The sequence below is a fragment of the Microcystis sp. M53603_WE2 genome (assembly GCF_030065435.1).
The window spans coordinates 1-2,134 of the sequence record NZ_JASJFF010000183.1; the positions used below are offsets into that span (position 1 = coordinate 1).

2 protein-coding genes are annotated in these 2,134 nt (G+C 45.7%); one reads left to right on the top strand and one right to left on the bottom strand.

Annotated features, from left to right (window positions below):
- Nucleotides 1-973, top strand: a 973-nt coding sequence (locus PX481_RS03915; RefSeq protein ID WP_288093731.1) for an anthranilate synthase component I family protein, incomplete at its 5' end; no start/stop codon positions are given.
- 106 nt (nucleotides 974-1,079) lie between these two features.
- Here PX481_RS03915 and PX481_RS03920 read toward each other — a convergent pair.
- On the bottom strand, nucleotides 1,080-2,134 hold a 1,055-nt coding region (locus PX481_RS03920; RefSeq protein ID WP_288093732.1), incomplete at its 5' end, for a hypothetical protein.

A 2,134-nucleotide genomic window follows, 5' to 3' on the forward strand; every position in this document is an offset into this window, starting at 1 on the left:
AGCGGCCGCTTATCAAGCGGCCTGCGATCGAGTGACACAATTAGTTCTCAAGTTACGATTACCCCTACCAACTAATGCCAAAACCCTGGAATTATTACCGGTTGGTCAGGGGAAAGAATTAGTCTATGAAAGCAATACAACTCAGGAAAAATTCTGTCAAAATGTCCTAAAAGCTAAGGATTATATCAAAGCGGGGGATATTTTTCAGGTGGTTATTTCCCAGCGTTTAAATGCCAATTATCAGGGTCATCCCTTCGATTTATATCGTTCCCTGCGTCTGATTAATCCTTCTCCCTACATGGCTTTTTATAACTTTAAGGATTGGCAAATTATTGGCTCTAGTCCTGAAGTGATGGTTAAGGCAGAACGGGACGAATTAGGTAAAATAAAGGCTACGGTCAGACCAATTGCTGGCACCCGTCGCCGGGGACAAAACTTGAGTGAAGACCAAGCTTTAGCAACGGATTTATTGCAAGATCCCAAAGAAATTGCCGAGCATATTATGTTAGTGGATTTGGGGAGAAATGATCTAGGTCGGGTGTGCGATCGAGGTACGGTTAAAGTGGATGAATTAATGATCATTGAACGTTATTCCCACGTTATGCACATTGTTAGTAATGTGGTGGGGTATTTAGCCACCAATAAAAGTGCTTGGGATTTATTAAAAGCTTGTTTTCCCGCGGGAACCGTCAGTGGGGCCCCGAAAATTCGTGCTATGGAAATTATTCATGAATTAGAACCCTGTCGTCGTGGTCCCTATTCAGGGGTTTATGGTTACTACGATTTCGAGGGACAGTTAAATAGTGCCATCACGATTCGCACTATGATTGTTCGTCCCCAGGGTAATCAAAATTATCTGGTTTCCGTGCAGGCGGGAGCAGGGTTAGTCGCTGATTCTGAGCCGGAGAAAGAGTATGAAGAAACCCTCAACAAAGCGAGGGGTTTATTGGAGGCAATTCGCTGTTTAAGTTAGATTTTTTAGACCAGGATCCAGTTAAGGAGATTTGGCCATGATTTCCGAGAAGGAATAGGGTTAACTAAGGAGGACAACATCAAGGTTTCAGCTTATTGCCATAAGTTTAGCGAGGTTTAATAGTTAATAAAACCTGATGGGAGCTTGACGGAGTCGTAAACACCAATAAAGCTTGGTCCTTATTAAGGGGCCTGGGTGAATCGGGGTTAGCAGAGGTATATGCCTCTATTTTATTATTGATTGGATCGGCCGGAATGCGGTCATTAATCAGGTTATTGACAGTGATTATAACTTGATCTCCAGGATTTGCCGAAACAGTCTCAGGTATACCCAAAGGGCTTCTTGGCTGCCCTCTGGGGGGACGTATAGCAACAGTACAGGGGGAACAATTGTCTCCTGCAAGAAGTTCAGCTTTAACATCTGCTGGCACGTTAAGGACAGGTATAGTTGTTATTCGAACAACTGCCGACCCAGCTGGCAGATCAAAACCACCAGGAGGAACGATAGGAGAAAAGAGGCAAAATATTTCACAGGTAGCTCTGGTGGAAACTCTGGTACTGACAGCGTAGTCAACTTTATCCCTTGTTCCAGCAGTCAGAGTAGTCATCTCTACCTGAGCGTTGGCATTCAAAATCACTTGACCACCACCATCGCGAACACAGGCATAAAAACCGTCCACAACAGGGTTAGGATTGACGGCGATTAGTCTAAAATTACCAGGAGCAGAACAGATACCACCAGGAGCCGGTGCTGGTGCTGCTAACATATCGGTGACGGGGTGCCTTCTCCAAGTATCAATCTGGTCGGGGGTGATGTAGTTGCCATTAGGGTCCAAATCCGGACCGAAGCGCCACAAGACTCGCGGACCAGTCAAGCCATTTTCAGGGACCGGGCCCGTGGTATAGTAAACGATCTGATCGGGGAGGATCTGAATTGGGTTCCTAGGATCAGGAATTCTAAAAGCAAGAACTGCTCGCGCTCCTGGTGCTCGCGCTTGGGGTACTTGATCCGTCAGGATCGAAGCTTCAGTCTGAGCGATAGTTTTTGCCCGTCTCACGTCGTCTGAAACAAACTCTAGAGTACGATTAAGATTATTTCGGATTTCACTATCGGCATTAGCTCGATAATTGCTTCTGAGCAGGTTAATCACGCCAATTCCCG